This window comes from Mycobacterium asiaticum DSM 44297, from assembly GCF_000613245.1.
Classification (GTDB): Bacteria; Actinomycetota; Actinomycetes; order Mycobacteriales; family Mycobacteriaceae; genus Mycobacterium; species Mycobacterium asiaticum.
The window spans coordinates 252,723-259,536 of record NZ_HG964939.1 but is presented as its reverse complement, the minus strand read 5'-3'; the positions used below and the strand labels follow the sequence as shown (position 1 = coordinate 259,536).

8 protein-coding genes are annotated in these 6,814 nt (G+C 65.7%); 3 read left to right on the top strand and 5 right to left on the bottom strand.

The annotated features are described in order from the left end of the window. The coding region (locus BN972_RS25165) for a class I SAM-dependent methyltransferase (protein WP_148305418.1) at positions 1-528 on the bottom strand (528 nt) is incomplete at its 3' end. A gap of 55 nt (positions 529-583) precedes the next feature. On the opposite strand from BN972_RS25165, the gene BN972_RS25160 reads away from it, so the two are divergent. Beyond that, positions 584-1,399, top strand: coding sequence for an enoyl-CoA hydratase/isomerase family protein (locus tag BN972_RS25160; protein ID WP_036364433.1), 816 nt, complete (start codon positions 584-586; stop codon positions 1,397-1,399). Between the two features lie 3 nt (positions 1,400-1,402). Here the strand turns inward: BN972_RS25160 and BN972_RS25155 are convergent, their stop codons facing one another. From BN972_RS25155 to BN972_RS25140, 4 genes are all read right to left on the bottom strand, one after another. Continuing rightward, positions 1,403-2,272, bottom strand: coding sequence for a TIGR03619 family F420-dependent LLM class oxidoreductase (locus tag BN972_RS25155; RefSeq protein WP_036364431.1), 870 nt, complete (start codon positions 2,270-2,272; stop codon positions 1,403-1,405). Positions 2,273-2,281: 9 nt separating this feature from the next. Then, positions 2,282-3,046 carry an STAS domain-containing protein gene (locus BN972_RS25150; protein ID WP_036364429.1) on the bottom strand — a complete coding sequence of 255 codons (765 nt, stop codon included), beginning with the start codon at positions 3,044-3,046 and terminating at the stop codon, positions 2,282-2,284. 288 nt (positions 3,047-3,334) lie between these two features. After that, the gene (locus BN972_RS25145) at positions 3,335-4,306 is read right to left on the bottom strand and encodes a DUF4873 domain-containing protein (protein ID WP_235192604.1); all 972 of its coding nucleotides are present in this window, start codon (positions 4,304-4,306) and stop codon (positions 3,335-3,337) included. Between the two features lie 215 nt (positions 4,307-4,521). After that, a complete protein-coding gene (locus BN972_RS25140) occupies positions 4,522-5,427 on the bottom strand; it encodes an AurF N-oxygenase family protein (RefSeq protein WP_036364427.1) in 906 nt (301 codons plus the stop codon). Between the two features lie 104 nt (positions 5,428-5,531). On the opposite strand from BN972_RS25140, the gene cobF reads away from it, so the two are divergent. Continuing rightward, entirely contained in the window at positions 5,532-6,275 is a 744-nt protein-coding gene (gene cobF, locus BN972_RS25135) for a precorrin-6A synthase (deacetylating) (RefSeq protein WP_036364423.1), read from the top strand. A gap of 173 nt (positions 6,276-6,448) precedes the next feature. Further along, on the top strand, positions 6,449-6,814 hold a 366-nt coding region (locus BN972_RS30670), incomplete at its 3' end, for a PE family protein (protein WP_036365830.1).

Sequence of the window (6,814 nt, the reverse complement as noted above, 5' to 3'; positions counted from 1 at the left end):
GGGCCGTTCGGGATCGAAGCCCGCGGCCAACAGTGCTGCCGGCCAGTCCTCCCGCAAGTCGAAACCGATGGGGCGGTGCTCGGCGTCGCAGCGGGCCCCGAGCCTGGTCAACGTGGTCGTCTTGAACTCGATCACCTCGGGTTGGTCGATCTCGTACACGACCGTGCGAGCCGGCCAGGGCAGCCGGTAGGCGCGCGAATCCAGTCCCGACGCCACGATCACGAACTGCTGCAGGCCGGTGGCCGCAGCCTCCGCGAAATAGTCGTCGAAGAACTTCGCGCGGGCCGCGAACGTGTCGACCATCCTGGGGAAGCCCAAGTCGCCGGCTCCGTCGACGCCGTCGAGTTCGCCGGCGGCGAGCCGAATGAACACCTCCAGCCCGACCGCACGAACCAGTGGCTCGGCGTACTGGTCATTGACGACCGCGTTCGGGCGCCGGCTGGCGGCCGCGCGGGCGGCGGCAACCATGGTCGCGGTCGCTCCCACACTGTTCGCCAGGTCCCAGCTGTCGTCATCGGCACGCGCCATGGAGCAACGGTAAGCCCCTTGTCTGGAAATTGCCTGAGTCGCCTACGGTTCGGGTATGGCACCGGAACCCGCAGTGACACTGGAAACACTCAACCACAACATCGCCTGCATCACCCTCAACCGGCCCAAGGTCCTGAACGCCATCGACGGGTCCCTCATCGACGGCGTGGAGGAAGCGCTCGACGTCATCAGCGGCGGCGAGTTCCGCGCGACAATCCTGACCGGAGCCGGGCGCGGGTTCTGCGCCGGCGCAGACCTCAGCGGCACCGGACAGGCCTGGACCGAAACACGGCCCGACACCCCGAGTTTCAAGGTCAGTTACGACGCCCAGGTGCGCCTGGCCAACCTGTACGTCCGGCTCTACGAGCTGCCCATCCCGGTGATCGCCGCCGTCAATGGCGTCGCCGTCGGGGGCGGGCTGGCCTTCGCGCTGCACTCTGACATCCGGATCGCCGCCGAGACTGCCCGGTTCGGTTCGGTGTTCATCAAGGCCGGCTTCTCCTCTATGGACATGGGCACCAGCTACCTACTGCCCAAGATCGTCGGTGCCGGGGTGGCGCGTGAGCTGATGCTCACCGGCCGGATCATCGATGCCGACGAGGCCTACCGCATCAAGCTCGTGCACCAGGTGGTCGCCGCGGATGAGCTGATGGCGGCCGCCCTGGACAAGGCCCGCGAGATCGCGGCGAACAATGCGCTGGGCGTGTGGCAGACCAAGATCGGTCTGAACGCGGCGCTGGATGCGCCCAGTCTGCGGCACGCCATCGAACTGGAGAACCGCACCCAGATCCTCACCGGGTTCACCAACAACCCCACCGAGGCCGCGCTGGCGCACCGCGAGAAGCGGGCGCCCAAGTGGGATGCGCTGTGACGCCTAAACTTTCGACATCACCTTGTCGGCGTACTTCTCCAGATTGCGAATCTTGGTCTGCAGTGGTTCCGGGTCGCGCCCGTTGATGTAGGGCCACCGGAAGCCGACGATGACATCGGTGACGCCCTTGTCCTCTAGGCGCTTGATGCCGTCGACGGTATAGGCATCCATCGAGATCACGTGAATCTCGAACGGACCGGTCTTGCCTTCTTCCTCACGAAACCGCTTGACCTTGGCGATGAGTCGATCGAGTTCCTCTGGATCGCTACCGCCGCCGTGCATCCAGCCGTCCAGACGCGCTGCCCGGCGCAGCGCGGCGTCGGCGTGCCCACCGACCAGGATCGGAATAGGTTGGGTCGGTGCGGGGCTCATCTTGGTTTTGGGGATGTCGTAGAACTCGCCGTGAAACTCGAAGTAGTCGCCGGTGGTGAGCCCGCGGACGATCTCTATGCATTCGTCGATTCGCTTGCCGCGCTTGGCGAATGGCAGTCCCATCAGCTCGTAGTCCTCCGGCCATGGGCTGGTGCCGACACCGAAGCCCACCCGGTTGCCGTTCAGCGCGGCCAGGGATCCGACCTGCTTGGCCGTGAGCGCCGGGTGCCGGACGGGGAGCTTGAGCACGAAGAAGTTGAATCGCAACGTGCTCGTCACGGCGCTCAATGCCGCTGTGAGAACGAAGGTTTCGACGATCTCCTTACCGTCCAGAAACTCACGGTTCCCGTCGGGGGTATAGGGATACTTCGCGTCGGACTCGAAGGGATAGGCGATGCTGTCGGCGATCGTCATGCTGTGATAGCCCGCTGCCTCGGCCGCTTTGGCCAGGGGAATGTAGAAGGCCGGATCGGTCAGTGATTCGGCGTAGCTGAACCGCACGGGTACACGTTACAGCTGGTTCTCCGGACCGATAACCGCCCAGACCGTCTTGCCCGATGAGGTCGGGGTGCTGCCCCACGCGCGGGACAGCGCCTCGACGATGGCGAGCCCGGACACGTCAATACCTTTTGCGGGAGAGTCCAACCGCACCGCCGGAGTGCTGCTGCCATCGGATACCGCGATGGTCGCCGTCTGGCCCTCGCACTCGATTCTCATTACCGGATCGCTGCCCGTGTGCTCGAGCACGTTCTCGATGAAGACGTTGACCACCACCAGCGCGACCGGGATCAGACCAGGTTTCGACCAATTGGTCAGCCATTCGCGGACCAATTGACGGGATTCGCGCAGGCTGGTCACGTTTGCCGCCAGCTTGGTCTGCGCGTGCTGCAGTTTGCGACGCCCGAGCTTGGCGACAGCCTTCATCGCGCCCTTGTCGGTGGGGAACACCGGCATGAAGTCGGTGACCCCGTTGCGGGCGATCGCGTCGCGGGCCGCGCGATTGGCCGAGACGAGCACGATTGGGACATCGGGCCGGGTATCCAGCTGCCAGCGGGCGCTGATGAACAGCGACCAGGTCGCTTCGTCAGGGACTTCAAGGGCACTGACATCAACGATGACAGCGGTGGGCACGTCGAGGGTGGCCTTGGTGATGCTGTCCCGAAGCTCCGCCGAGTTGCCTGCGTCGAGCACGCCCTCGGCGGTGAGAACCACAACCGATTGCTCGGTTCGCGACGCCAGGGCCAACGAATTAGAGGACTTGGCGACCGCGCTCATCGATGTACCAGCGCCATCGTGTCGTCCGGTTTCATCTCCCGCTCCTCGAATTTCTGCCTCTTGCCCTCGCGTCAGTGTCGCGCCTCCGTCGTGTAAAGGTCCATCTTCAGCCCACCGCCCCGCTCAGGGAAAGTGGAACGTCGACGCGCTATACCCCCCTCGACCGCCGCAGAGATACCCAGCGGATACCCATTCGGCGCGCGCGGTCAACCTTTGTTGGGGACTTACTCCAGCCTAATGGCAGTTCAGCGGGCTCGATGCAGAGATTTTCGGCGTCGAGCGGAGCGGTCAGCGCTCGCTTACCGCATACGGCGGCCTACCCACGCCGGCGACCGAATGGGTTCCCCACGGCGTCCGCTCGACGATGCGGGCCGGCGCGCTGTGGTCGCCCACCGACAGGGTGGCGGCGCGCGAACGCTTCACCGACTCCTCGGGCAGGGCGTCAAAAATGGTCCCCTGCCAGTGGTAATTGCCGTCGAGGGGGTCCAGGTGACCGATCAGACGGACGTGCACCGGTTGGCTGGTACCGCCGATCTCGAGGGTGGCGGTGCCGTCATAGGTGTCCTCGTAGTCCGGCGCGCTGGCGGACAGCTCGAACGCCGAGGACACCGGCGGGGGAGCGGCGGGCCCGAGTTGGGCGCGCTCGTTGAACACCTGCTGACTGCTGCGACGCACCTCGATGCGGGCACTGCCGGTGCGCTTCATCAGCTCGACGCACGCGGCGATGTAGCGGACTTGCGCGGCCCGGTCGGGGCCACTGACGAAGAAACAGTTCGGGAATCCGCGAACGGCCACGCCGAAGAAAGGCTCCATGCCGTCGGTCCAGACATCCCGCAGCGTCAGCCCCCGGCTGCCGACCAGGGCGCGCTCGGCGCCGAGTGCGAATCCGGTGCCGTAGATGATCGTGTCGACCGGGTGCTCAACGCCGTCGACGGTGCGGATGCCGGTCGAGGTGACGGCGCCGATCGTCGCGCCTAGCTGCGGGCCAGGTCGTTGGGCGCGGCGCCGCCGACGCAACCGATTCCTGGCCCGGGCCGGCCAATATTGCAGGTCCGTGACGATCCGCCGCGGCGCATGGGGAAAGACGGTCACCGACTCGGCACAGGAGACCAGGCGGCCGAGATGATGACCGGCGAACGAATCGGCGCCGATGACCGCGATCCGCCTGCCGGCAGCATGGAAATGCGGATCCCACGCGGCGGCATGAAACGCGTCACCCCCGAACTCGTTGTGCCCTGGTAAGTTCGGGGTCCACGGCAGGTCCGCTGGTGGGTGCGCGGCGACGATCACGTGCGCCCGCACGATGTCGCCGTCGGCCGTGTACAGCGCCCACGTTCCCGTGGAATCCTCGAAAACCGAACGCAGCAACGGCTTTTCGAGCACCGCAACTCCGGTGACCCCGGCGTCCTGTAGCGCGGACCGGACGCTATCGGCGTCGGCTCCGGCGCCGAAGACGAGCAGCGATTGCGCCGTCGTCACAGAAACCTGCTGCGCTTCCAGCCGCGCCGCGCGATCGGGCCCATCAAACCCACTTCGGTGAGAAACGCAGCCAGCGGCGCGAATCCGGCAACCTGCACCTCCCGGCGATGGGCGCTGGCGCGCGCGATCTGTCGCGCTCGCGCGGCGTCCAGCCCGGCACGAGCGTAGGGAACCGGATTGCTGAACAGGTAGTTGAAAAAGTATCCGCCGAGTCCGTTGATGTTGGCCATGAACCAGCGGTTGAACCGGGGCATCTCGGCGACCCGCTTGCGGGCACCGTCGCGTGCGAACTGGATGTGGCGGGCTTCCTCGGTGACGTGAATCCGCATGAGCCGCTGGATGATCGGCTGCAATTCCGGGTCATCCATCATCTGCCGCTGCAACGAGTCGAATATCTCCTCACCGATCAGCGCGGCTACCCACAGCATCGACCCGCGCTGGAACGCCAACGGCAGCGCGTTGATGATCCAGCGGTGCAAACGCTTCGGCTGTACCGGCTTTGCGCCGATACGCTCGATCGCCTTGCCGAACATCACCATGTGCCGGGTCTCGTCGCCGAGTTCGGTGAGCTTGTAATGCGTGGACCTGCTGGTGGGGTCCTCGTGCAGGATGGTCCGCAACAGCGACTGGTTGAGCATGTTCTCGAACCAGATTCCGGCCGACAGCGTGTTGACCAGTTCCTGGCGGGACAACTCGATCTGCTGCTCACGCGTCATCTCGTCCCACATCGGCGTGCCGTAGAGCGATACCAGCCGCGGCGGCAGGAAGAACTTGTCGGGGTCGAGGGGCGCGTCCCAATCGATGTCGACGACGGGCTCGTAAGACTTCTTGATCGAACCCTTGAGCAGGCGCTCGGAGAACTCTTCACGACTCGGACCACTGGGTCGAACCGCTGTAGTCATGCTGATGTCCCTTTCAGGCGTAAGGAAGATCACACTCATTACTCATGGTATCCGGTACCGGCGGTTCCGCATAGGGCCTTCGAGATCTCGATTAGGTTGACCGCATGAGTCGGCACATCCACGTCATCGGGATCGGTGCCGGAGACCCCGACTATGTGACCGTTCAGGCCATCAAGGCCCTCAACGACACCCAGGTGTTCTTCGCGATGGACAAAGGCGAGGCCAAGCGCGACCTGGTCGCGCTGCGCCGGCAGATCTGCGAGCGCTTCATCCGCCAACCGGGGTACCGGTTCGTCGAGTTGCCCGATCCGCCGCGCGCGGGTGACGGCGACTACCGTCAGGCGGTCTCGGAATGGCACGCCGCCAGGACCAGGATGTGGGCGGCGGCCATTTCCGCCGAACTGGCGCCGGGTGGTGTCGGCGCCTTCCTGGCCTGGGGCGATCCTTCGCTCTACGACAGCACGCTGCGCATCCTCGAGGCGGTGGCGGCCGAGCTGGAAATCAGCTACGACGTCATCCCCGGCATCACCGCGATCCAAGCTCTGACGGCGCGGCACCGGATTCCGCTCAACGAGATCGGTGCGCCGGTGCTGGTCACCACGGGCCGGCAACTACGCGGTAGCGGGCTGTCCGGCACCGCGGTGGTCATGCTGGACGCCGACTGCTCGTTCCAGTCCTGCTCGCCGGACACCCTGATCTGGTGGGGCGCCTACCTCGGAACCCCGGATGAACTCCTGGTCGCGGGCACGGTCGGCGAGGTGGGTCAGCGCATCGAAGAAGTGCGCGCACAGGCGCGGGTTCGGCACGGCTGGATCATGGACACTTACCTGCTCCGAGCGGCTTTTTGACCTGGCGTTGACGTTTTGGGAAATTTTTTCCGAGCGTTTGCCCAGCTCTCAACTCTTTCTTAGAAGAACTGCACGGACCACCCGCTCCGGCACGCTAGCATTTGACACGTGCCCACTGTGCCTTGGATCACGTGTGCGACCGCGGGGCTGTCGCAGTGCTCGGAGGTTTGTACATGTCGTGGGTGAATGCAGCGCCCGAATATGTCGCGGCCGCCGCCAATGACCTGGCCGGAATCGCCTCGACGCTGAGCGCGGCCAACTCGGCCGCGGCCTTCCCGACGTCCGGTGTTCTTCCGGCAGGCGCCGACGAGGTCTCGGCTGGCATCGCGGCGCTGTTCGGCGCGCATGCACAGGCCTACCAGATGCTCAGCGCGCAGGCCGTCGCGTTCCACCAGCAGTTCGTGGAATTGATGACCGCGGGTGCCAACCAGTACGACGCCGCCGAAGCCCGCAACTCGACTCCCATGGGGGACGCCGCGGCCGCCATCAACGCACCGGCGGCGGCGCTGCCCGGGCTTGCCGTGGGCGGCTCGGCGGCG

What these genes read in the sequence shown, in the direction of transcription:
- BN972_RS25160 (WP_036364433.1), top strand. Translation starts at nt 584, where the DNA reads ATGGCACCGGAACCCGCAGTGACACTGGAAACACTCAACCACAACATC.
- BN972_RS25150 (WP_036364429.1), bottom strand. Translation starts at nt 3,046, where the DNA reads ATGAGCGCGGTCGCCAAGTCCTCTAATTCGTTGGCCCTGGCGTCGCGA.
- BN972_RS25140 (WP_036364427.1), bottom strand. Translation starts at nt 5,427, where the DNA reads ATGACTACAGCGGTTCGACCCAGTGGTCCGAGTCGTGAAGAGTTCTCC.
- cobF (WP_036364423.1), top strand. Translation starts at nt 5,532, where the DNA reads ATGAGTCGGCACATCCACGTCATCGGGATCGGTGCCGGAGACCCCGAC.